General features: G+C 54.4%; 16 protein-coding genes and 8 pseudogenes. 9 read left to right on the top strand and 15 right to left on the bottom strand.

Annotated elements, in window-relative coordinates:
* Positions 1-309 precede the first annotated feature (309 nt).
* Together HYG81_RS37770 and HYG81_RS37765 are read right to left on the bottom strand one after the other, a co-directional pair.
* Positions 310-570: a HalOD1 output domain-containing protein gene (locus tag HYG81_RS37770; protein ID WP_226777767.1), complete on the bottom strand. Its 261-nt coding sequence runs from the start codon at positions 568-570 to the stop codon at positions 310-312.
* 49 nt (positions 571-619) lie between these two features.
* The gene (locus tag HYG81_RS37765; protein WP_226777766.1) at positions 620-787 is read right to left on the bottom strand and encodes a hypothetical protein; all 168 of its coding nucleotides are present in this window, start codon (positions 785-787) and stop codon (positions 620-622) included.
* A gap of 163 nt (positions 788-950) precedes the next feature.
* On the opposite strand from HYG81_RS37765, the gene HYG81_RS37760 reads away from it, so the two are divergent.
* From HYG81_RS37760 to HYG81_RS37745, 4 genes are all read left to right on the top strand, one after another.
* Complete coding sequence (locus HYG81_RS37760) at positions 951-1,181, top strand: helix-turn-helix transcriptional regulator (protein ID WP_226777765.1); 231 nt, start codon at positions 951-953, stop codon at positions 1,179-1,181.
* Between the two features lie 113 nt (positions 1,182-1,294).
* Complete coding sequence (locus HYG81_RS37755) at positions 1,295-1,651, top strand: DUF7344 domain-containing protein (protein ID WP_226777764.1); 357 nt, start codon at positions 1,295-1,297, stop codon at positions 1,649-1,651.
* A 338-nt stretch (positions 1,652-1,989) separates the two neighbouring features.
* Entirely contained in the window at positions 1,990-2,943 is a 954-nt protein-coding gene (locus HYG81_RS37750) for a 1,4-dihydroxy-2-naphthoate polyprenyltransferase (RefSeq protein ID WP_226777763.1), read from the top strand.
* Between the two features lie 350 nt (positions 2,944-3,293).
* Entirely contained in the window at positions 3,294-4,805 is a 1,512-nt protein-coding gene (locus HYG81_RS37745) for a formate/nitrite transporter family protein (RefSeq protein ID WP_226777762.1), read from the top strand.
* A 437-nt stretch (positions 4,806-5,242) separates the two neighbouring features.
* Here HYG81_RS37745 and HYG81_RS37740 read toward each other — a convergent pair.
* Positions 5,243-5,512, bottom strand: a pseudogene (locus tag HYG81_RS37740) (hypothetical protein); the annotation flags it as partial.
* 81 nt (positions 5,513-5,593) lie between these two features.
* Positions 5,594-5,818, bottom strand: a pseudogene (locus HYG81_RS37735) (transposase); the annotation flags it as partial.
* 358 nt (positions 5,819-6,176) lie between these two features.
* On the opposite strand from HYG81_RS37735, the pseudogene HYG81_RS37730 reads away from it, so the two are divergent.
* Positions 6,177-7,142 (top strand): annotated as a pseudogene (locus HYG81_RS37730) (transcription initiation factor IIB).
* A 46-nt stretch (positions 7,143-7,188) separates the two neighbouring features.
* Here the strand turns inward: HYG81_RS37730 and HYG81_RS37725 are convergent.
* Positions 7,189-7,743: a DUF2238 domain-containing protein gene (locus HYG81_RS37725; protein WP_226777761.1), complete on the bottom strand. Its 555-nt coding sequence runs from the start codon at positions 7,741-7,743 to the stop codon at positions 7,189-7,191.
* Positions 7,744-7,979: 236 nt separating this feature from the next.
* A complete protein-coding gene (locus tag HYG81_RS45830) occupies positions 7,980-8,255 on the bottom strand; it encodes a DUF7521 family protein (RefSeq protein ID WP_425607558.1) in 276 nt (91 codons plus the stop codon).
* A 336-nt stretch (positions 8,256-8,591) separates the two neighbouring features.
* On the opposite strand from HYG81_RS45830, the pseudogene HYG81_RS37720 reads away from it, so the two are divergent.
* Positions 8,592-9,590 (top strand): annotated as a pseudogene (locus tag HYG81_RS37720) (IS110 family RNA-guided transposase).
* Between the two features lie 242 nt (positions 9,591-9,832).
* Here the strand turns inward: HYG81_RS37720 and HYG81_RS45825 are convergent.
* The 5 genes and pseudogenes from HYG81_RS45825 to HYG81_RS37700 form a co-directional block, all read right to left on the bottom strand.
* Positions 9,833-9,922 (bottom strand): annotated as a pseudogene (locus tag HYG81_RS45825) (IS5/IS1182 family transposase); the annotation flags it as partial.
* Positions 9,923-10,094: 172 nt separating this feature from the next.
* Positions 10,095-10,694, bottom strand: a complete 600-nt coding sequence (locus HYG81_RS37715) for a DUF420 domain-containing protein (RefSeq protein ID WP_006667299.1) — start codon at positions 10,692-10,694, stop codon at positions 10,095-10,097.
* Between the two features lie 245 nt (positions 10,695-10,939).
* A pseudogene (locus tag HYG81_RS37710) lies at positions 10,940-11,260 on the bottom strand (group I truncated hemoglobin); the annotation flags it as partial.
* Positions 11,261-11,478: 218 nt separating this feature from the next.
* Positions 11,479-12,891 (bottom strand): heme o synthase, encoded by a 1,413-nt coding sequence (locus HYG81_RS37705; RefSeq protein ID WP_006825274.1) that lies wholly within the window; start codon positions 12,889-12,891, stop codon positions 11,479-11,481.
* Positions 12,892-13,314: 423 nt separating this feature from the next.
* Positions 13,315-13,763: pseudogene (locus tag HYG81_RS37700) on the bottom strand (deoxyhypusine synthase family protein); the annotation flags it as partial.
* A 91-nt stretch (positions 13,764-13,854) separates the two neighbouring features.
* Between HYG81_RS37700 and HYG81_RS37695 the strand changes: the two are divergent.
* A complete protein-coding gene (locus HYG81_RS37695; protein WP_006667303.1) occupies positions 13,855-14,592 on the top strand; it encodes a uroporphyrinogen-III synthase in 738 nt (245 codons plus the stop codon).
* Positions 14,593-14,633: 41 nt separating this feature from the next.
* Here the strand turns inward: HYG81_RS37695 and HYG81_RS37690 are convergent, their stop codons facing one another.
* Both HYG81_RS37690 and HYG81_RS37685 read right to left on the bottom strand, forming a co-directional pair.
* Positions 14,634-15,800 carry an MFS transporter gene (locus HYG81_RS37690; RefSeq protein WP_226777760.1) on the bottom strand — a complete coding sequence of 389 codons (1,167 nt, stop codon included), beginning with the start codon at positions 15,798-15,800 and terminating at the stop codon, positions 14,634-14,636.
* A 143-nt stretch (positions 15,801-15,943) separates the two neighbouring features.
* A complete protein-coding gene (locus tag HYG81_RS37685) occupies positions 15,944-17,185 on the bottom strand; it encodes an MFS transporter (protein WP_049904044.1) in 1,242 nt (413 codons plus the stop codon).
* Between the two features lie 285 nt (positions 17,186-17,470).
* On the opposite strand from HYG81_RS37685, the gene HYG81_RS37680 reads away from it, so the two are divergent.
* Positions 17,471-17,776 (top strand): hypothetical protein, encoded by a 306-nt coding sequence (locus tag HYG81_RS37680; protein ID WP_152424107.1) that lies wholly within the window; start codon positions 17,471-17,473, stop codon positions 17,774-17,776.
* Between the two features lie 212 nt (positions 17,777-17,988).
* Here HYG81_RS37680 and katG read toward each other — a convergent pair.
* Together katG and HYG81_RS37670 are read right to left on the bottom strand one after the other, a co-directional pair.
* Positions 17,989-20,129 (bottom strand): annotated as a pseudogene (katG, locus tag HYG81_RS37675) (catalase/peroxidase HPI).
* 337 nt (positions 20,130-20,466) lie between these two features.
* A complete protein-coding gene (locus HYG81_RS37670; protein ID WP_226777759.1) occupies positions 20,467-20,787 on the bottom strand; it encodes a winged helix-turn-helix transcriptional regulator in 321 nt (106 codons plus the stop codon).
* Positions 20,788-20,881: 94 nt separating this feature from the next.
* Here HYG81_RS37670 and HYG81_RS37665 point away from each other — a divergent pair, with 94 nt between their 5' ends.
* Positions 20,882-21,469 (top strand): protoglobin domain-containing protein, encoded by a 588-nt coding sequence (locus HYG81_RS37665; RefSeq protein ID WP_226777758.1) that lies wholly within the window; start codon positions 20,882-20,884, stop codon positions 21,467-21,469.
* The last annotated feature ends 10 nt before the right edge of the window (positions 21,470-21,479 follow it).

The raw sequence follows: 21,479 nt of genomic DNA, 5'->3' as shown, positions 1-21,479 counted from the left end.
CTCGGTCTGATATAATATTGTCGATTCATACAACCAAGTGCAGGTGATACGAAACAGAAATAATAAAATAGATTATAACACTGTTTTTTACCGGGAGAAGCATGACAGAAAAGGATGTTGGGTGGGCCTTACCGAATTTGAACCAGTGACCGCTCGATATCTCACACGCCCTCACCCGGTGTCAGACCATGTTATGAGCCGAGGGCTCTCACCAGACTAGGCTAAAGGCCTAGTACACAGACAAAAAGAAAGAAGTTCTATAGCTCTTCCTATTTATCACGTTCCGATCATTACGCAGTGCAAGAGATATCAGTTCTCGTAGCATTTCACCTCGATTGTCCCATCATTTGCCACGGTAACAAGCAGGTCTTCAATCGTAAATGCGACAACTAACTCTTCAGTAGAAGATTCGAGAAGCGAATCAAGCGCATCAGGGTCAAGGTAGTCACTAAATGTAAAGTCAACCTCGGTTGGATCCTGATCAAGATGATCTGCGATCGTTTTAATCACTTGTACACTATCAGGAGCTGGAGCAGAGGGAGTCGTCGACCCTGTATCGTGCTCAGTCATTGCTATAGAAGGGAGTCATGTACCACGTGTATAATGGTTGCTATAGTTATTAATCCTTCTCGAACGTTATTTCCACTGGTGATAGTCTTTCTCCAATAAATTTAGTCAGTAGTTCTGAAGGGACATCTGTGATCTCTCCTTCAACAGAAAATTCTATTTTATCTCCATAGATATTGACATCCACATCATCAAGTTCGACATTTGCATCATCTTCCACATTGATAGTAAGACCCATATCTGTTCACAGACGTGATATAATATAAATAGATGCCGAAACGCTGGTGATCGCTATAATTCTCATATAATCCCCACTATTAGCGCAAGAGAAGCATCAAACCGAAACTATGTATATAAGCCATGAACCACTGATAATATATAACATGAAATCTTCAACAGAAGCGTTGCTTGAAGAACTACCTCCAAGCTCAAAACTTGTCTACAAGACGTTAGAACACGAGGGCGAATGTACTCAAAAGGAACTCGTTGAGGAGACAAAACTCGTTGCACGAACCGTTCGATATGCACTCAATCGGCTTGAAGGGGAAGGGATAATTGAGAAACAAGTATCCTTCCAAGATGCACGCCAGCGACTCTATACCATCTCTCATTAGAAGATAGAACTCACTAGAATAACAACCGAGATAATACTTATTCATACCCAACTGTGAATCCAAACTATGTTGGAGCAAGTCTTGACTGAGGCAGGGACAAATGACTGATAACGATGTCACCTGAACTTTCCAAAGACACTGCTTACAGACTTCTTTCAGATTCCCAGCGACAACACCTACTCTCTCTCCTGAGCCAAGATGGCCAGGGACGAATCGACGGTCTTGCTCGGGAGATTGCCGCTCGGGAAAAGGATATTCGCCCCAAGAATGTAAGTGAAAAAACCCAGCAACGTATTACTATCTCGCTCATCCATAACCACCTGCCACGGCTTGCCGAGCACAATATCGTCAGCTACGATCAAGACAGTAAACGTGTTGTACTGATGGACGTGTTCGGCGAGCTTGAGACAAATCTTAGCGATCATACTGACGATGACTCAGCTCTCTATCAACTATTTCCGGACTACTAACGGAGTTGTCACTGAAATATAATCACGATCAGAAAGAATATAGATTACCCAGATCCTCTAGCAGGTCTGTAAACCGTGGAACGATCCGAATAGACACCTATACGGGCTGTTTGCCCACCCCTTCGGATTCTTGTAAGGGGCCAGTCAGGGCCTCGTGTTCTCGAGCACAGGTTGAAAGACGGCCTCCTTCAAACCCAGCGTATTCGTTCACCGACTTGGGGCTTAAACAGGATTCTCATAAAGTCAGAGCCACTTGTCCGGGATAGAACTCCAGAGAACCGGTAGCCGAGAGTCCATCTCAATAGAGAGAAATACTACCACTAGAAATACACCTACTGATGGACAATCAACCTGACGTATCCCATTTGCGAGCATGGTTGATGGCGATACGTCCACAGTCGCTACCGGCAGGAGCTTCTCCAGTCATCGTCGGCGTTGGGTTAGCGATACACGACAGTGTGTTTGCCGTTGGACCTGCAGTTGCTGCGTTGCTTGGCGCGCTCTTCCTCCAGATCGGGTCTAACTTTACGAACGATTATTACGACGCCATTCGCGGTGCTGACACAGAAGATAGAGAAGGGTTCCAGCGGGTTACGCAGTCGGGCCTCATCTCCCCCACGTGTGTCCGCCGAGCGATGTACGTTGCGTTCTCGCTTGCGACGCTCGTTGGCGTCTACCTGGTCTATGTCGGTGGCGTGCCGATCCTTGTCGTCGGTATCCTATCGATCCTTGCTGGTTTCGCGTACACTGGCGGCCCCTATCCGTTCGGATATCACGGTCTCGGAGACCTATTCGTGTTCGTCTTCTTCGGGCTCATTGCAGTGACCGGCACCTACTATGTCCAGGCAGTTTCGACAGTCGCTACCGCACGTCTGATTCCGGTCACGGTACCTGCAGGCACAGTCACGGTCGCCGCAGTTGTGGCGAGTATACCAGCAGCCGCGCTCTCGACGAACATCCTCGTTGTGAACAACATTCGGGATTTGAAAACAGACCGAAAAACCGGGAAGGAGACACTAGCTGTAAAGATCGGATACCGGTGGAGCCGGATTGAGTATGCTGCGCTGCTCGTACTCGCCTATCTCGTCCCCCTGGTTTTCGCAGGAATGTGGGAGAGTGTGTTCCCCCTCGCTCCGCTGTTGACTGCGCCGCTGGGCTGGCAACTGTGGATCACAGTCCGGGACGAGACGACAGGAGCAGCTCTCAACCCAGCATTAGAACGGACCGGGAAGCTTTTCCTCGCGTTCTCACTTCTGTTCGCAGTCGGTCTTGCGGCGCCATCCTTCTTCTAACCTCATCCGACATGACCGACTTGCATCCTGTACTCAGCAGGCCGTTTATGTGAACTATTGGGAGTTTCAACAGAGACAGATAGTTGACTCTGGATCGGTTGTGCGGTTCACTGATGGCCGGTAATATGCAGTAAACGACAACCACTACCAAGATCCAGCGGAGAGTACGAGCGTTTCGGCTCCCACGAGCGACCTGTGGAACGTGACCGTAGCTTCAACTGCCCTCGCAGAGATATCGTCCGACTGCCCGAACGAACGTCCTGGCGGTCACACCGAAAACCGATATTCGTCGTGGAGCCAGATATCCTGAGAAATAAGGGCCTAAGAGCCGTGGCCTTCTGCAGTTGTTCATGAGTCGATCTACGGTCTCGACGCTCGCAGTCCCAGTCACGGAGCGCGATCACGTGCGCGGCCCCGACGATGCGCCGCTTACGCTGGTATTGTACGGAGACTTCGAGTGCCCGTCCTGTGGCGAGCTATACCCGGTACTCAAACGTATTCAGGACCGACTCGGCGACAAACTTCGGTTCGTCTTCCGGCACTTTCCGCTCACGGAGGCTCACCCACACGCCCTGCGTGCCGCGGAAGCTGCCGAAGCCGCCGCCGCGCAGGGGATGTTCTGGGAGATGCATGACATCCTCTATGACCATCAGGACGCCCTCACCGACGAGGACCTGATTGAATACGCTGCGGATATCGGACTCGATACCGAGCAGTTTACTCGAGAACTGGATGCCGGCGTCCACGAGGAACGCATCGAGGAAGATGTCTCGGGCGGGGCGCACAGCGGCGTCGACGGAACGCCAACGATATTTATCAACGGCCGCCGGTACGACGGCCCCCTCGAATACGACGCACTGCTCGAGGCACTCGTTCAGACAGGCGATCTAAGCGCGATTCAGGCCTCGATACGACACCGTGACAGGGCGCTGAGAGAGACGATCGAACGATCGCGAAGTGGAGCGCCGGCTTCGGGAGCGGCCATCCGAGATTATTTCTCGGCGGACGAAATATTCCAGCGACTTGTCGCTACTGCGGACGAGGAGTTCAGCCGGAGGAATCGTCAGCTGTTCATGAGTGGGGTGGCAGCAGGGCTCGCGATCACGTTGACGTTTCTCGCACGATCCGCGGTCACCGCGACCGTTCCACTCGAATCGGCACCACTGATCGGGAACCTGTTCTATCCGATCGGTTTCATCCTCATCGTACTCGGACGGTATCAGCTATTCACTGAAAACACGCTGACACCCGTCACGCTAGTTTTGACGCGTATCGCGAGTGTGCGAAACCTGCTTCGACTCTGGGGGATCGTGATTGTCGCGAACGTCCTCGGCGCGGCACTCGGTGCGTTCGTCCTCGCGACGACTGGAGTGTTTACCCCGCAAGCTGCCGAGGTTGCCGTCGGTTTCGGAGAGCATGCGTTCGAAACTGGCTGGTGGGACCTCTTCTTCAAGGGTATTTTCGCCGGGAATATCGTCGCAGCGCTGGTCTGGCTAGTGCATGCAAGCCGGGACACGACGACGCGATTGCTGCTCGTCATCTTCCTCATGTTCCTGATTCCATCGGCCGACCTGTTTCACTGCATCACGGGTGCGTGCGAAGTTCTGTACTTCGTCTTCCAGGGGAACGCTAGCCTCTGGGCCGCATTTGCAGCGTTCTTCGTACCGGTTACGCTCGGCAACATCGTCGGAGGAGTTGTGCTGGTCGCACTCCTCAATTATAGCCAGACAGCCGAGCGGCGATTCCCGGACCGTGATCCAAGTGATCTCAAACTCACCTGGGCAGAGTGGATATACAGTCGGCAGGCGGGCGGGCCCCAGATACGCTCGTCAACCGAGGAGACCGGTACTGAAAATCGATGAAGATAGTGAACGCAACTAATAAACAATACGAGGTGCCCCAGAAAACTTGACACAGACGTTGTCAACATCTAATGAATCTGTCTCCAGTCGGGCGATTAGGTTTTCGGCACGTTCTTAAAGAAGCCCATTACGGGGATGCTGACCGCAAGACAGCGAGGGGGTATGTGAAAATTTCTGTGGGACAGTCTCTAAGATTACCATTTTCATACATCACCATTTCCGCTACAGTAACTAAAACTTATCGTGCACTGTGTTGTCGCCAGTGGACAACCACAATACACCCAGTAGGCGAGAAAGTAAGTTTAATTGCCATAACTCACACGGCTCTATAGAATTTTGGCAGCGTGCTGCCACAACTTCGGGATCTCAAATTCTACAAACCACCATACAGCTGACATCCGTTATGATCGTTCTCAGAGAAACTGTTTAAAAAGAAACTATTCTTCGTCTTCCGAGGCAACAGCATTCATAGCTTCCATTCCTTGCTGAATCAGATGCTCTTCGTAGAGTTCCTCGCTTCGCAGAAACCCATCTGAGAGGATGTTATCTTCCATACCGCTCTCATAGACAACCCTCCAGCCGTGACCTGCTTCGTAGGTCACAGCTGTCACCCAGTCGTAGCCAATGAACATCACAGTGTCCATAACCATCCCGTGTTCCGGATCAAATTTCGTCGTCTGAGGCATTATTGACTGGATGCTCTCGTGTCGTTCAAATGAGTCACTCTCAGTATCCTTTAGTGGGCGGTCTGGAAGCGATTCAACAAGGGATCCATCTTGAGCTATACTCCAAGTAGCTCTTGGCGCGTAAGAATGGGCAAAGATCGTGCCGGTCTTGTCGTTGAACGTGCGGTCGCAATTCTCACAGAGGTAGCGCTGAAAGTGTCCATAGCTGCCGTTCTTGACTGTCAGGTCAGAACGGCAGCGAGGGCAAGTAACACCGTTACGACAGCGAACCTGCGCCAACAGGTCCGCTGCGACCGATTCCGACCCAAACACATCTAGCGGAATCATGCCTAACGGACACCGCTGACGCGGTGTCCTTGCTCTCTTCGATTCCACAGCGACAGCTGAGCAGTACCAACAATCTCCTACAGAAGAGCGTACGTCCAATGTCGGTATGGGGACTAACTCGCGTTCAGGCCACGCCGAACACTGGGCAGTCGTCAACTTGTAATCTTCGCATCATAGCCAGGCCCGCGACCGGTGCCTGGGACATCACGAGCAAATCCCTCGAAGAGAAGAGTTTCTCAAGGCGAAATCAGGTAACTACGTCGAGAGCTTAGAGGGCGTCGTCGGCTAATGAATTGAACGACCCGGAACACAGACAAAATCATTATCGGAGTTCCACACGATTAGTTAGACTGTCTATATGGGGAAGCCAACACGGCAGCGCGAACGTGACCAGACGTCGATAACGGAAACCGACGGAAACGAGAGTGAAGATCAGATGTGTCCTGAATGCGATTCAGGCGACCTCGTTACGAGCACCGATAGTAACGAAATCGTTTGTGAGGATTGCGGTCTCATTATCGAAGAGCAGAATATCGATCGTGGTCCAGAGTGACGGGCGTTTAATCACAGCGAACGCCAGAACAAGAGACGGGTCGGTGCTCCCACGACCCAGACAATGCACGACAAAGGGTTAACCACCCAGATAGACTGGAAGAACAAGGACGCATACGGGAGATCTCTCTCCTCAGAAAAGCGTAGTCAGGTGAATCGACTACGCAAGTGGCAAAACCGGATTCGGACTAAGGATGCGGGTGAACGAAACCTCCAGTTTGCACTTTCGGAAACCGACCGCATGGCGTCGGCGCTCGGTGTCCCCCATTCTGTTCGAGAGGTCGCGTCGGTGATCTACCGACGTGCGCTCAGCGAGGACTTGATTCGTGGACGATCTATCGAAGGCGTCGCCACGAGCTGTCTCTACGCTAGCTGTCGTCAAGAGGGAATTCCGCGGAGTCTTGAAGAGGTTACTGAGGTATCTCGCGTTGATAAGATGGAAATTGGACGCACATATCGCTATATTGCGAAGGAACTTAGCCTCGAGATGAAACCAGCCGACCCCAAAGAGTACGTCCCGCGATTTTGTTCTGACCTCGAGGTGAGTGAGGAAGTGAAGATGAAGGCGACCGAAATTATCGATGAGACTGCCAAGCAGGGGCTGCTTTCAGGGAAGTCACCAACGGGATTTGCGGCAGCAGCCATCTATGCGGCATCACTCCTCTGTAACGAGAAGAAGACGCAACAGGAGGTTGCTGAGGTTGCGCAGGTAACTGAGGTAACCATCCGGAATCGGTATCAAGAGCAGATCGAAGTAATGGGCATCCACTGAGAGAGTGACACACCGCTGCTATAGAACGATCCTGCCACTAGACCAGCTACTCGTTGGCGGCGATCTCACCGAGAACACGGTCACCGAATGCGAGCACGAGTAACGCACCGACCAGATCGAAGACGATGTCAAGAAACGTGTCCTTCGGGCCGTACGTGACGAGTATCGGCTCGAGCTCAAGGCGTTTCGCCGTTGCGTGAATAGCATACTCGACGATTTCCCAGGCAAGCCCGAGGCTGACGACGGTGGCAACGACCCGTGGGCCAGGATTGCGTCCCTTCCGGCGGCTGGCTACATAGACGATCCCGGCCAGGATCGACGAGGAGTGCGTGTGTGTAAGGTGGTCCCACCACCAGATGTCATCGTACGGCCCGAGCATGCCGACGGCGTGGGTAACCATCGCGGAGTTCACATATGCTCGCTGCCACGGTCTGAGTCTAACGCCATACGCACGCGTGACGAACTTGGGAAGGTATGTGCCGATCGCTGCGACGACGGCATTGACAACCGCGCCAGGATCCCGACGTCGGAGTCCAACGAGGAACACCGTAAGCAACGTATATCTGGCCTCGCGACCCACGCCTCGATCAGGTGGAGACATACTCTTTCTAGAATAGATTGACTACTCGGGATACATAGCAATATCGTTCCGAACGGACTCTGACGCCTAGCACAGTCCGATCAATCGCCCATCGTCCTCGGATACCGTTCATAGCTCTCGATGCGTGTTGACGACGTTCTAGCACTGACTTGATTGACGTATCCTATCCGAAGTTAGAGTAACATTGACAAAATAACACCAGTACACTACTCATGGTTCGTTTGCGCTATGGGTCTTCATTCCGCATACAGTGAGTACGCCAGGATAACAAAACCGAGCGCCGTGAAAGCGCTCTGTACCGCGATACCATTTAACAAAGATACGTCGAGCAGTTGGTGAGCGATCCCACCAGCAAACGTTCCCAGTGTCACAAGCCCCAGTCCGGCAGCGAGTGCTCGGAGTGCAGTCGAGCCCGTTCGGGCGTACGCTCGGTGGGCAAGGTAGACGATAGCGCCTCCGAAAAGGAGCGTTACGACGTTCGCAGCAATAATGACAATAGTGCTCGAATTCATTGGTGTCGTGTTGAATCCTCAGATCAAGATAACACGGCATCGGTTTTCAAACGACCGTCAATTCCTGATCAACAGGAACGAGATACGCTTCATCGATACTCCAACAACGGGGGTATCCGAATGGTACTTATGGATACGCGGCTCTGACTTTATGAGAATCCTGTTTAAGCCCCAAGTCGGTGAACGAATGCGCTGGGGTTGAAGGAGACCGTCTTTCAACATGTGTCCGAGAACACGAGGCTCTGACTGGTCCCTTGCAAGAATCCGAAGGATTGGGCAAACAGCCCGTATAGGTGTCTATTCAGATCGTTCACCCGACCCCGGAGACATCAAACCATGTACATTGGAATGGATACGCATGACCGCTACTCACAGGTAGCGGTCATGCGTTAGGACGGCAGTCTTGTCGATGAATTTCGCCTTTCCCATGGCACCGAACGCGCCGAACTCGAAGAGTTCGCGTGCGAGTATGCCGGGTCGGCGGTTACCATCGAAGCAACCGGGCACTACCGCCCAATCTACGAAACGCTTGACGAGCACATGGACGTTACGCTCGTCAACCCGAGTAAAACACGTGTGATCGCCGATGCGAAGGTCAAAACCGATCGCGTTGACGCGAAGATGCTTGCGCATCTTCTGCGTGCAAACCTCATCGCTGAAAGCTACGTTCCACCCAAGGACGTGCGCGAACGACGTGACCTCGTTCGCGCACGCAAGGCACTCGTCGAAGACCGAACTCGGGAGAAAAACCGTGTCCAAGCAGTTCTCAAGCGAACTGGTAACCAATACAGCCGCGAACTCTTCGGCCCGACCGGGCGTGAGTTCCGAGAGGAACTCACGCTCTCTGAGGTCGATCGAGCAGTTCTTGAGGCACATCTTGCGGTGATTGATACGCTAAACGAACAGATCACGAAGCTCGACAAGCGTATCGAAGACACCGCCGCTGCGCGTCACGACGCGCAGCTGCTCATGACTATCCCTGGCGTGAGTTATTTCACGTCACTGCTGATCACATCTGAACTTGGCGAGATCGACCGGTTTAGCAGTGCAAAGAAGGTTATTAGCTACGCCGGGCTTGATCCATCCATTCGGCAATCTGGCGACAAAGAGGTGCGTGGTGGAATCTCGAAAGAGGGCTCAGCGCCGTTGCGCTGGGCCCTCGTTCAGTGTGCCAACGTGGCTGTACGGTTCGACGACTACCTAGGACAGTTCTACAACCGCCTGAAACAGCGGAAGAATCACAATATCGCAATCGTTGCAACGGCTCGGAAAATGCTCGTTGCAATGTTTCACATGCTCAGCCGTGAGGAAGTCTACGATCCGCCAACAGCATAGTCGCTGAGTGGCACCATCGCGGTGCCACTCAGCAGGGCATTCGCCCATTGTTAGCAACTGCTACCGCTTTCAAGATAGCCTCCGCCTGAGGGCTGTTTCCACTCAATTGTAGCGAAGTCGTGCGGTTCTACGTCACCAACACGTGCCGGACACCATCGACGACGAAACAGCTATTAGACGATCCGTGGTTTGGTCAGTCGCAGGATTCTCATAGGTGTTGAATCGCTGTAAGGCGGTGGATTTCACTGTTTGATGGCACGCTTGATGTTGTAGACGACACACATCAGGGCGATTTCACGGAACTCTCGATACCAGGTTTGCGCTCGCACGGCTCGTGGCACGGCGAGCACCGGCCACTGGATCACGATCCACAACTGCTCTAACAGGAAGCCGACGCCTACGTAGAACAGCCCGTGATGGTCCTCGGGCGGTCACATGAGCCTCAATTGGGCCGTCTGCGGTCGGTCCCGTGAGTAACTACGCCCGAACCTGCCGCGGAGCTGCTCAGAGCGGGGGAACGAGCATCGCGAACTCGTAGTCGTAGATGTGGTTGAGCATGAAGTAGGTGACCACACCCAGCACGAGGCTCAGGATCCAGCTCCCCGCGGCGATGCGGCCGACGCGTGCGTGGGCAGTCTCTCGTAGCTCGGCGGGCGTATGGGTGAGCCCGAGGATCAGCGCGTACAACACGACCGGGACAGCAACGATCGAGAGCACGATGTGGATCGCGAGCATCGCGAGGTAGAGCTCGTATACCGGGGAGACGGCGACAAACTCCTTCGTCCCGCCGCCGCCGACCCGGATCAGGTAGACAACCAGAAACAGGATGATCGTGATGAATGCGCCCGTCATCGCCGCGCGGTGTTTGTCGACCTCATCCGCTCGGATCCAGTACCAGCCGGCGACGAGCAGTGCGGTCGTCACGGAGTTGATTACCGCGATCGCGTGGGTGAACAGGTTGACCTGCGCGTTCGTCAGATCGGGATAGATCGGAACGTCCGCGACGAAAGTTCCGATGACGAGTCCGTAGCCGACGATCGTCAACAGGATCGTTACGCCTACCGGCCGCTCTCGGAGTCGCTCTTTCGCGTCGGCAGTTGCCATCGGTCGACGTTAGGACAGGCCCCGTATCTGTCTTGCCGTTTCGAACCTTGATCCGTTAGGAGAGCTCTAGCGTGATCCCGTTGTCGCCGTCGACCGCGACGCAGACGCCGTTGACGCACTGGGCGTACTCGCTGGAGTGTCTACCCGACTAGCGGATCCGAGCCGCTCTTCGGGCAAGCCGCATCCTTGAGCAGCTCGTGCTTTCGGTACATCGTCGAGAGAGGACTGTCGCAGCGCTCGGAAAGCTCCGACGCGGTGACGATATTCGGGCGGTAGCTCTCGATTTCCTCGAGAACGGCCTGTCGGCCCTCGTCGTCGACGTCGAACAACACCAGCGCGTCGTTGAGGTGGGCCGCAATCGCATCAAACTCAGTCGACGTGATACCCATCCCCTCGTGGGCCGTCTCCATCTCCCCACCTGAGTACCCGACTGGTCCTCCTGTTACGGAGCTGATGAACTGCGCCTGGTGGATCCGCACTCTCTGCATGTCGATGTCCTCGAAGTAGTACGCGACTCGCTCGTCTTCGAGCACTCGGATATAGAACTCGTCGACGATAGCACCGATCGCGTCCTGACCACCGAGTCAGTTGTACAGTACCTCTGTCATTCCGCATAGTTTGTGACTTCGACCGGATGAATTCTCTCCTGATACTGTCTGGTTGAGTCAGTTTGAGAACTGAGCAGGTCGTGATGTTGAATTGAATTGATGCCCACAGACCTGCTCAGCGAGAGCTATGAGACGGAGTTAGAAGAATCTTGAGCTGGGACTCCGCTTTTCATCGCCTAAATCACTATTGCGTCAACCACAATTGCAAGCAGGATAGCCCCGAGGTAGGCATTGGAGGCGTGGAAGGCACGGAATGCGGCTTGTTTGGTCTGCTCGTGGTGAAGACGGATCGTCGCCCACAGAAAGATGATCCCGACAAAGGCAGTCGTGACAGCGACAAGCCAGCTTAGTTGCGTGAACCAGATCAGCACCGTTGTAGCGGCGAGCGTCGTTCCGAGCCAAAGTACGATGTGTTTGCGTGTCGTTGTTTCGCCACGAACCACCGACATCATCGGGAAGCCACCTCGGGCATAGTCTTCCTTGTATGCTAATGCAAGATTATAGAAATGAGCAGGTGTCCAGACGAAGATCACTGCGGCGAGAGCAATACCAGTGATGCCAATTCGGCCGGTGACGGCGGCCCAGCCGATCAACGCCGGGAGTGCCCCCGCGGCACCACCAATGACAGTATTCTGGACTGTGTTGGGCTTGAGAACAAGTGTGTAGATGACGCTGTAGAACAGGATTGCGATCAACCCAAGTGCAGCTGTGAGTGAGTTCAACTGTAGGAAGATGATCGTTGAAAGTACGGTAAGTGCGATTCCAAAGAGGATGGCATTCCGTTTGGGTAGCTGGTGAGTGACCAACGGTCGGTCGTTTGTTCGTGACATCTTCCGGTCTACATCGCGTTCAAAGACGTGATTGAACGTGCCACTTGCACCGATAGCAAGTACGCCACCGCCGATCGTGAGCAGAATCTCACGGGTTTCTAGGGCAGAACCAGCAGCAAGCGCCATCGCAGCAACGGCGACGAGACAAAGCAGCCACATCAGCCGAGGCTTCATCAACTGGAAGTATGCGAACATACGACCCTTCAGCCGAGTCCCGAGTGGCTGTTCTGAAAGGATGGTTGCTACGGAAGATAATTCAGAGTTGGCACATTCCATATCCTCCGAGTGAAGTGGTTCGTCCGCACTGCCGGTCTCGTATTCCAGTTGCCACGCAAGGGCAAGCACCAATGTTCCGAAGATAGTGAGTCCAAAGCCTAAATGGAGCCAAGGAATAGGGGGTGAACCAGCAGTTATTGACAGCAATGCGCCATGAGCCATCTGTAGTGGATAGAGCACAAGTGCTACAGCGATTGGTGCAGTCACGCGGCCGGAGGTGTCACCGTATACGATGGCATAGGTCGTGGCGAGTAAGAGAACCCCTGTCAGGAACGCAAGCAAGCGGTGTCCGGTTGCGACTGCCATCGTGAGATCGTTCGTTGCGCCGGAACAGATCGGCCAGGTCGTACAGGCTGCTGCTGCGTCCCCAAGCGAGGCTGTTGCCCCGATCACGACCAATAGGTAAACCGCCACGGTCGTAGTTCCTAACGCCGTTATAGGATTATCGATAAACGCCGCATATATCTGTGTTGGTCTTTTCATTATTTTGATCTTCGTTCCTACTCTCAGTACCTTCAATAGCTGATGGTACCTTTTGTGTGAGTAAATACCTTGGCTTGATTCAGAATGAATATCAGTTGGTGATCTGTCAAAAAACATCGGCAGAAAGAATGAGAGGTGTCATAACCGTTTGAGGTGACGGATTACCGTAAACTCACCGTATTATCACCGATCAAATCACAGAAGTAGTGTCAATCAGTCTGTCGAATTAAACTCCAGAAGTAATACTATAGGTTCTGATGAATCGCCATACAGCGTCGGTTTCTTGTGTTCCGATGGCGTTGTGAGAGCATCTACCCGCTTCATCACTCCCGGAACCCTCGACGTCACAGTCACATCCGTCCCAGTGTGACGCCTCAAGCGTCGTGCGTTTTCACCGAAGGTCGCCGCCATCTAGCGATTCACCAGAGCCTCCTCTAGCCAAATGTACCGGTCAGAGGGGACGAAGAGGTTCCCCAGGCGGTTGATTTCTTGTTCTCGGAGATCGGCTTCGTCCGCTTCCCGTTCCTCCATTTTGAACGGCTTCGCCGTCTTAATGACGTCCTCTGCCAGCGATCCAGCGGTCGTGATCAGTACGTCAACGTACCCTTCGCAAACGAGGTAGGCGACGACTTCACGCAGGCCCAACGAGATCATATTCGACGTACACGTGAGATAGATCGTTGCATCAGCGTCTCGCATCTTCTGTGATGTCGATGGCCTCTGCAAGTTGCATCGCCTGAAAGCCCGTCGTTGCATAGGCATCCAGCAGTTCCTGAAAATCGAGTTCTCCGCGGAAGTCGTAGCCTTGTACATCTGATGTGGACAGGCCTTCATCACTTCCTGACAATGTATTTGTGAGAGTTGTCGTCCATACCACCAATTAGAAAGATGTTAGTTTGAAACGTTCGAGATCGGTCGGCGAGTCTCGACACACACAAGTCCAGCATCGACTAACTGTCTGGCATGTCCCGGCCAACGGTGGCTGTGCTCCGACCCGACGACAACCGGATCGTCGAGGCGGTCGAGTATCTCCAGTCACTCGGTGTATCTCCGATCTCAGACCCGATGCTGACAGTCGATCCGACCGGTCAGAGCCCACAGCACGCGGACTACTGTGTCTTTACGAGCGAGACTGGCGTCGACCTGACTGCCACAGCGGGGTGGGAACAACGGGACACCACCGTTTGTGCCGTTGGGGATCAGACTGCGACCGCGTTACGTAACCACGAATACTCGGTCGACGTTGTTCCGTCGACGTTCACGTCCGCAGGTCTTGTCAACGAGTTATCCGCCGGTGTTGACGGACAAACGGTTGAACTTGCTCGGAGTGCACACGGCAGCGACGTACTGGTTGAGGGGCTAAAAGCAGCGGGTGCAACCGTCCACGATACGCACCTGTATCGCTTGCAACGACCAGGGACTGCTGGACAGTCAGTTTCACTTGCCGTAGACGGTGAACTGGACGGGATACTGTTCACATCGCCGAAGACCGTCGAGCACTTCTTCGGGATCGCGATTGAACGCGACGCTGTCGCTACACTACAACGCGGGCTAAAGGAGACAGTTGTCAGTGCGATTGGGGCACCGACAGAGCGTGCTGTCCACAATAACGGTGCCGCTGTCGATGTCATGCCTGATACAGTAGACTTCACCCGGCTTGCTGAGGTCACCGTAAACCAAATTCAGAGGATTCAACGGTGAATTCGCTCCATTTCCAATCAATCAGGCCGTCACGAAAGGTATTACGAGCGTCTAATTATGAACCAAGTTGCGCCGATAATGAATGCGCCGGACCCCGAAATCAACAGCGTTCGTCGGTAGCCGAATACCGCTGCAGCCCCGACGCTGAGCGGCGGGCCAATGGTCGTCCCGAGTCTGAGGACGCTCGTCCGAATACTCATGATGCTCCCACGAAATTCGTCTGGTGCTCGTTCGTTGAGAGCAGTATCCGTAATCGGTTCTGCGAGACCTTGGCCGAGGCCGAACAGTAAGAGTGCGCCAGTGACCACGTAGATGGAGTCCGCAATAGCTACGACGGCGAGTCCGATCCCGTAACTCACAAACCCGAGTGCGATCGATTGGAAACTCGTGAAAACGTGGAGCACGCGATCTCCTTGCATTGCGGTCATTCCCATCGTGACCGCAGGTAACCCCAAGAGAAGGCCGATCCCTGCCGACGAGAGCTGATATTCGTTGGCGAGCAGGAACGGAACAGCAGTGAGCTGCGCGCCGTAGAGGATGACGAATATCCCGAAGATCGCGAGGTAAAGAATAGCGAAGGGAGTCATCGCAGTCGGTCCAGTAAGGAATTCGCGAATACTTGAATTCGAATTGGTTCCGGCCCGATTGGGCTCTTCCAGCAGAGTTATCCCGGGGACGGCGACGAGTACGGCGAGAAGGAAACATGCGAATGGAGCCGACCATGCAAGCGTTGCAAGCGCCCCTCCGAGCAGCGGATAGCCGGCGGCACCGGCCGCAAGAATCGCCGCGTTGGTACCAATCAACACTCGTCGCTGTTCACCAGTGAAGAGGTCGCCAAGGAGTGTGACCGTGAGCATTACGATCGCACTACTTGCCGCACCTTGGATTGCTCGCAGTACGAGAATTAGGGTGAAATCGGAGATGATGATAATACTGCCCCCACTGATCCCGAATATAATGAGCGCTGGGATCAGAATAGGTTTCCGACCGATTCGGTCAGCCAGCAGTCCGATGGGGAGTGTGAGAAATATCCCAGGAAGCGTGAATGCGGACAGCAAGAGACTGGCCTCTGACTCCGAAATATCCCACGCCTCCTGCACCGCTGGGAGTGCAGGACTGATGAGTGAAACCCCCATGACAGCGACAAGAGTACTTGCGAAGATTACCGCTGCTGCCGGCGAGTCCCGGAGTGTCTGTTTCCATTCCATTCGTTCAGTTCATCTCTTCACAATAGGGCCCCGTACACTGCCCGTTACTGCGATCAAGTCTGACTCGAAGGGGGAAGAACGATTGCTGAACTCGTAGGCGGCTGTTCGCAGTATATCATCTTCGTTCCAGAAAAATATAGAACTCATGGGACAACTTTCTCACCCCGTTCTTGGTTTCTGATGATTAAATGCCCTGCTAGAATAAGCCCAATTACCGGAAATATAGCGAGAGTCGTGAATAGCAAACTCGTTCCACCATACGTGAGCACAATGCCCGCAATTGAGGCACCGGCAGCACCGAGCCCAAAGACACCGAGATACGTATATCCGAACGAGAGACCATGGATATCTGCTGCTGTGTACTTGCCAATCAGTGCCTGATGGATCGGCGCTTCCATGAATACGAAAAAGCCGAGCGCGGCGCAGATCACCAACGTCGCGACGAGACCAGCGTCGGCGAAGAACGGAAACAGTAACGAGATGAGTATCAGCGTCGTGAACACGCCGGATATCGCCCATTCGGGGGATCGATAATCGCTCAACTTCCCGCCTACGTACTGTCCGAGTCCGCCGATCAAGAGCAATCCAGCATAGACGTACTGGCTCGATTCGATAGGCTCACCTGCAATCTCGACGGATCCGAACACGGGCAAATCTGCGAGAATCTCCGGGAGAAACGTGAATACCCCTCGATAATACGTGCCTGCGAGCATTGCAATCGCGAATGCAACGATGAACCCACCGACGAGCAACATCTTTGACCGTTCGAGAAATTTCCTCAGTCCCGAAGGTTGATTTGCGACTGCGTTGTCTTTCTTAGACGAAATTTCCCTTCGCTCATCGAACGTCAATCGAGAGGCGATAAGTACACCGATGAGTGCTGGGACGATAAGTAGACCTGCGACGAATCGCCAGTCGAGAACGGTGAACAAGAGCACGGCCGCAAGTGGGCCGATTGCAGTGCCGACATTCCCAGCCACGCCGTGGTATGCCAATGCCGTCCCTTGTTGATTCGTCCCTCGAGTGATCAAGGAGAGACCTGCTGGATGATATAGACTAGCGGCAGCGCCCCAGAGAACGAGAGCCACGCTGAGGACCCAGATTGTGGGCGCTACACTGATGAGAGCGAAGCCACCAGCCATCCCGCCCATCGAGAGGACAACAAGTCGTTTCGACCCGTATCGGTCAGCCAGTGAGCCACTCGGAAGGGCACCTACACCGATCATCCCGTATCCGACGGCGACAACAGCCCCTAGCACAGCTGCGGAGATGTCGAATTCGTTGAGCCAGATTACAACGAAGAGCGGAATCACCATCTCATATAAGTGAAACGTCGCGTGACCGACCATCGTGAAGAGCGTAATGGTCCGGTCGTTCTCTTTCATGATCGAGAGAAGTTTGCCGAGGATAAAATGAGTGTGGATCCAATGCGAGAGCGCATTCATCACCGTTTATTGTCGAAGAAGCACAGCTGGTGGGCGATTTGTCTGGTCGCCTCGCGAAACCAATGAAGGAGTTTTCGGCTTTCATAGCGCGGTTTCACTGTCCTATACCTTCGCAATGCGAAGTAACCACCGTCTCCTGATGTATGGACCCGCTGCAGTACCACTGATGGCAGACAGGATACCAACGCTATAGACGAACCTGATAGGTCGTCTCGGTGGATGACGATGGATCCGATCCAGATTCAAGGGGAGTCCAACGAACGCGACACTGTCCACATCCTGATCCATAGCGGCGAGAGGTCAGGACACACGTTCGTTTACCGCGATGATAGTGGCACTGAGTGTGAAGAAAGTCTCAGAGATGGGTCCGTGGAGACAATCATGAACTACGAACTGGTCTTCGTCTACGAAGATGACGCATCAACACGGAGACTGGACTCGGCACCTTCGACCTGCTTAAGCGTGACGAAGCTTTCGATCGGGCTACCTCAGTCGGACTCAAGGACCAGCCTTGCCATAGTGATACGTTGACGCCCGAAATCGTCGACATGCAGGTTATCGAGCGAAAGACTGTCGTCCGGAGTGAGTGATGTCTGCGTTTCTGTCGCGTTCAAAGTGACCACTCGGAATTCGAGCGAACTCGAACCGCGGGCCACAATCTGCAGCCCATGATCAACTCGTAAGGCTCAAACCTCGAACATCGTGGCGCAGAACTCGAACGAAAGCGACTCGAGTCCTATGCCTTACTTAAGTTCGAAGCGATCGAGCGTCATTACTTTGCTCCACGCATCGACGAAGTCACGTACGAACTGCTCCTCACCGTCTGTGGCCCCGTACACTTCCGCGATGGCGCGAAGTCGGGAGTTCGACCCGAAGATCAGGTCCACGCGGGAGGCTTCCCACGCGAGTTCACCCGTTTCGCAGTCGTGCAGTTCGAAGATGTCTTCCGAGTCCGAGATTGGTTCCCACTCGTAGTCCATCGAGAGGACGGTCTCGAAGAAGTCATTGGTCAGCGTCCCCGGCTCGTCGGTGAAGACGCCGAGATCCGAATCTTGGTAGGTCGCACCCAGTGTGCGCATGCCGCCGAGCAGGACCGTCATCTCCGCGGGCGTCAAGTCCAGCAGGTCGGCTTTGTCCACCAATAGTTCCTCCGTCGAAAGAGTGGTGTCGGGACCGAGGTAGTTTCGGAAGCCGTCCGCCGCCGGCTTCAACGCCTCGAAGGACTCGACGTCGGTCTGGGCCTGCGTAGCGTCAGTACGGCCGGGTTCGAACGAACTCTCGACATTGTAGCCGGCGTTCCGCGCTGCTTGCTCCACCGCTGCGTATCCGCCTAGCACGATCAGGTCCGCGAGTGAGACGCGAATGTCGTCAGATCGCGCACCGTTGAATTCTTCCTGAATCTCTTCGTAGGCCGATAGCACCGTCTTGAGCTCGTCGGGCTCGTTGATCTCCTAGCTCCGCTGGGGTTCGAGTCGGATGCGGGCACCGTTTGCACCGCCGCGCTTGTCGCTGTCGCGGTAGGTCGACGCCGCCGCCCAGGCAGTCTTGACAAGCTGAGAGACCGAGAGGTCGGACGCAAGGATAATCTCTTTAAGTCCGTCGACCTCCGTATCACCGATCAGATCGTGGTCGACGTCGGGGAGAGGATCCTGCCACAGCAACTCCTCGTCCGGCACCTCGGGCCCAAGGAATCGAGACGGTGGGCCCATATCGCGGTGGATCAGCTTGTACCATGCCTTTGCGAAGGTTTCCTGGAACTCCTCCGGATCCTCCTGGAATCGCTCGAGGATCTCCCGATAGTCCGGATCCTTCTTGAGGGCGATGTCCGTCGTCAGCATCATGGGTGCGTGCTTCTTGGACAGATCGTGCGCGTCCGGAACGGTGTCGTGAAGCGTCTCGTCTGTCGGCTCCCACTGCCATGCACCGCCAGGACCTTCCACCAGTTCCCACTCGTAGTCAAGCAGGTTGTCGAGGTACGAAGTGTCCCACATAGTCGGCCAAGCGTTCCAAGCGCCCTCGATACCGCTACCGATCGTGTCGATACCGCTACCGGAACCGTATTCGTTCTTCCAGCCAAGACCCTGCTCCTCGATGGGGGCCGCTTCGGGTTCGGGGCCGACATACTCGTCGGGGTCGTCGACGCCGTGGACTTTCCCAAACGTATGTCCGCCGGCGATGAGCGCAGCCGTCTCTTCATCGTTCATCGCCATGAGACCAAACGACTCCCGAATCCGCTCCGCCGACTTCTCCGGCTCCGGCTCTCCGTCTGCCCCCTCCGGATTCACGTAGATCAGCCCCATCACGGTAGCGCCAAGCGGGCCTTGGAGTTTTCCATCCTCGTCGAAGCGCTCAGACGCCTCCCACTCGTCCTCGGGACCCCAATCGACGGCCTCGTCGGGCGCGAAGTCGTCCTCGCGTCCGCCAGCGAAGCCGAATGTCTCGAAGCCCATCGACTCTAAGGCACAGTTCCCGGCCAGGACGATTAGGTCGCCCCACGAGAGTTTGCGGCCATACTCTTGCTTGATCGGCCAGAGCAATCGACGCGCCTTGTCGAGGTTTACGTTGTCGGGCCAACTGCTGAGAGGGGGGAGACGTTGTCGGCCGCCAGATGCACCGCCACGACCGTCTGTAGTGCGGTATGTGCCGGCGCTGTGCCACGCCATCCGGATAAACAGCGGTCCGTAGTGGCCGTAGTCGGCCGGCCACCAGTCCTGCGAGGTCGTCATCAACTCCTTGAGGTCCGCCTTTACGGCAGCATAGTCGAGGTCTTCAAACTCTTTGGCGTAGTCGAACTCCTCGCCCATGGGTCGTCCTGGCGGGCGTTTTGATCGAGGATTTTCAGGTCCAGTTGGTTCGGCCACCAATCTCGAGTGGATCCAGTCATCATTGAATAGTTGTCACTGCCACGTATTAGTACTTTCCAATCAGACGGATATATTTTCCATATTGAGAAAATATATTCCCAAATTTAGAATTTTATTACTTGTGAGTTCGTGTCGTGTATCCGATACACCGCAGAGTCCCAGCCTAGCCAAGGTTCAGCCCGACCAACTAGGCCATTTCTAGAGGTGATGGGAATCGCTCATCAGAGCAGACCGCTCGAGATAGCGCTATAGGAGTTCTAGGCGGACGACTACGGCTCATCAGAGTCTATATCAGTGACTTACGGTTCTCCTTGGCCTTGGAAATCTGCTTCTCAAGATTCCTGAATCGGTATTTCCCTATGAATAGCGTTGTTCCAACTTCTCAATCTGCATGATAATCTCAGCGAGTTCGTCGCCTTTCTCAGTCAGCGAATAGGAGACGGTCGGCGGCGTTGCCGACTCATCGACCGTTCGGACGACGACCGTCTCCTCTTGAAGGCTTTTCAGCCGCGTCGAGAGGGTGCTTGCAGGCAGGCCCTCGATTTTCTGTTTGATCTGGTTGAACTGGGCGTCCCCTCGGGCCAGCAGCCGTAGAATGTAGAACGTCCACTTGCACCCGAGAACTTCCCAGATACCGCTCCACTCGGTAGGTGCTGGAAGGTCTGACTCTGTTCCCATGAGACTACCTCGTTCAGTCTACTGTAGCAACTACCTTCAAAATTACTACCAGCTTTACGGTCTTGCGCGTGGTGATCCCACGAGGAGATTCCACATGAGCAACGAACCCGTTCCTGGTTACAATCTGGGAGATGAGTCGTTCCCTTCCGCACCTATCAGCATGGAGGAGTTCGACAGGTTGAAGCAAACGGTGATGTTCACGGAGGAAGACGAGGAACAGCTCCGGAAGGCAAGCGAAATCCTTGGACCACAGGTCGAGGAAGTCGTCGACGTGTGGTACGATTTCGTCGCCGATCATGACTTCCTGCTGCACTACTATAGCACGCCCGACGGGGAACCGATCGACGACTATCTCTACCGGGTTCGGAAGCGATTCGAGCAATGGATCCGTGACACCTGTAACACGCCGTACGACGAGGACTGGTTGAACTACCAGTTCGAGATCGGCCGCCGCCACCGCGAAAAGAAAAACGAGACTGACGACGTGGATGCCGTTCAAGTCATTGATCTTCGATATGTGATCGGATTCATTTATCCGATCACTGCGACCGTCCGGGACTTCCTCGACGACGGTGAGCACAGCGCTGACGAGGTCGACGCGATGTACCACGCCTGGTTCAAAGCTGTTGTCCTGCAGGTTATGCTCTGGAGCTACCCGTACGTCAAAGACGACGATTGGTAAACGAGTTTCA

This window comes from Natrinema zhouii (genome assembly GCF_013456555.2).
Taxonomy (GTDB): domain Archaea; phylum Halobacteriota; class Halobacteria; order Halobacteriales; family Natrialbaceae; genus Natrinema; species Natrinema zhouii.
The sequence above is the reverse complement of the archived record's forward strand: the minus strand, read 5'-3'. Positions and strand labels throughout refer to the sequence as shown.

Bases quoted from the DNA above. Each gene is read 5' to 3' on its own strand.
- HYG81_RS37770 (WP_226777767.1), bottom strand. From the start codon at position 570: ATGACTGAGCACGATACAGGGTCGACGACTCCCTCTGCTCCAGCTCCT.
- HYG81_RS37670 (WP_226777759.1), bottom strand. From the start codon at position 20,787: ATGGGAACAGAGTCAGACCTTCCAGCACCTACCGAGTGGAGCGGTATC.
- HYG81_RS37680 (WP_152424107.1), top strand. From the start codon at position 17,471: ATGGATCCGATCCAGATTCAAGGGGAGTCCAACGAACGCGACACTGTC.
- HYG81_RS37690 (WP_226777760.1), bottom strand. From the start codon at position 15,800: ATGGAATGGAAACAGACACTCCGGGACTCGCCGGCAGCAGCGGTAATC.
- HYG81_RS37685 (WP_049904044.1), bottom strand. From the start codon at position 17,185: ATGAAAGAGAACGACCGGACCATTACGCTCTTCACGATGGTCGGTCAC.
- HYG81_RS37755 (WP_226777764.1), top strand. From the start codon at position 1,295: ATGTCACCTGAACTTTCCAAAGACACTGCTTACAGACTTCTTTCAGAT.
- HYG81_RS37750 (WP_226777763.1), top strand. From the start codon at position 1,990: ATGGACAATCAACCTGACGTATCCCATTTGCGAGCATGGTTGATGGCG.
- HYG81_RS37665 (WP_226777758.1), top strand. From the start codon at position 20,882: ATGAGCAACGAACCCGTTCCTGGTTACAATCTGGGAGATGAGTCGTTC.
- HYG81_RS37705 (WP_006825274.1), bottom strand. From the start codon at position 12,891: ATGAAAAGACCAACACAGATATATGCGGCGTTTATCGATAATCCTATA.
- HYG81_RS37760 (WP_226777765.1), top strand. From the start codon at position 951: ATGAAATCTTCAACAGAAGCGTTGCTTGAAGAACTACCTCCAAGCTCA.
- HYG81_RS37715 (WP_006667299.1), bottom strand. From the start codon at position 10,694: ATGGCAACTGCCGACGCGAAAGAGCGACTCCGAGAGCGGCCGGTAGGC.
- HYG81_RS37695 (WP_006667303.1), top strand. From the start codon at position 13,855: ATGTCCCGGCCAACGGTGGCTGTGCTCCGACCCGACGACAACCGGATC.
- HYG81_RS45830 (WP_425607558.1), bottom strand. From the start codon at position 8,255: ATGAATTCGAGCACTATTGTCATTATTGCTGCGAACGTCGTAACGCTC.
- HYG81_RS37745 (WP_226777762.1), top strand. From the start codon at position 3,294: ATGAGTCGATCTACGGTCTCGACGCTCGCAGTCCCAGTCACGGAGCGC.
- HYG81_RS37725 (WP_226777761.1), bottom strand. From the start codon at position 7,743: ATGTCTCCACCTGATCGAGGCGTGGGTCGCGAGGCCAGATATACGTTG.